Source organism: Blautia sp. CAG:257, from assembly GCF_000433815.1.
Classification (GTDB): Bacteria; Bacillota; Clostridia; order Lachnospirales; family Lachnospiraceae; genus Blautia_A; species Blautia_A caecimuris.
Genome location: NZ_HF999094.1, coordinates 10163 through 11026, shown reverse-complemented (window position 1 = coordinate 11026; position 864 = coordinate 10163). Strand labels below are relative to the sequence as shown.

Below are 864 nucleotides of genomic sequence, written 5' to 3'. Positions count from 1 at the left end.
CAGGACAGCACAAAGCTGTTTAAAAAAGCAGGAAATAATTTTATTACCTATCTGGAAGCTGCGACCTACTGACAGGGCGCACCTTCCTGAAAATAAATAAAAAAGAAGAGGATTCTTCAGAAACAGGAGGCAGCATTATGCAGAAAGAACTGATGGAAAAATTTGTGGAGGTTTATGGCGAAGGAGGAGAAATCCGTGAATATTTTGCTCCGGGAAGAGTTAATCTGATCGGAGAACATACAGATTACAATGGCGGACATGTATTTCCCTGCGCTCTGACTCTGGGTACATATGGACTGGCCCGCAAAAGAGACGACAGAAAACTGCGTTTTTATTCTGTAAACTTCTCCAAGCTTGGTGTGATCGAATCTTCCCTGGATGACCTGATCCCTTCTGACCAGGCAGGATGGACAAACTATCCGAAGGGCGTTATGTGGGCGTTTGAAAAAAGAGACATTAAGCTGGAGCATGGTGTGGATTTCCTGATTTACGGAAATATTCCAAATGGTTCCGGACTTTCCTCTTCTGCGTCCCTGGAAGTTCTTACAGGACTGATGCTGAAGGATATGTTTGGTGTTGAGAAGCTTTCCATGCAGGATCTGGCTCTGATCGGACAGTATTCCGAGAATAATTTCAATGGAATGAACTGTGGTATTATGGATCAGTTTGCAAGCGCCATGGGCAAAAAAGGCTGCGCGATCTTCCTTGATACAAGCACTCTGGAATTTGAATATGCTCCGGTAAAACTGAAAGATGCCAGAATCGTTATTACAAACAGTAAGGTAAAACACAGTCTGGTGGGATCTGCCTATAATGACAGAAGAAACGAATGCGAGACAGCTCTTGAAGAACTTCAGAAGGAAG

1 protein-coding gene is annotated in these 864 nt (G+C 43.6%); it reads left to right on the top strand.

Annotated elements, in window-relative coordinates:
• Positions 1-137: 137 nt before the first annotated feature.
• Positions 138-864, top strand: a 727-nt coding sequence (galK, locus tag QVP40_RS11010) for a galactokinase (protein WP_288200512.1), incomplete at its 3' end; no start/stop codon positions are given.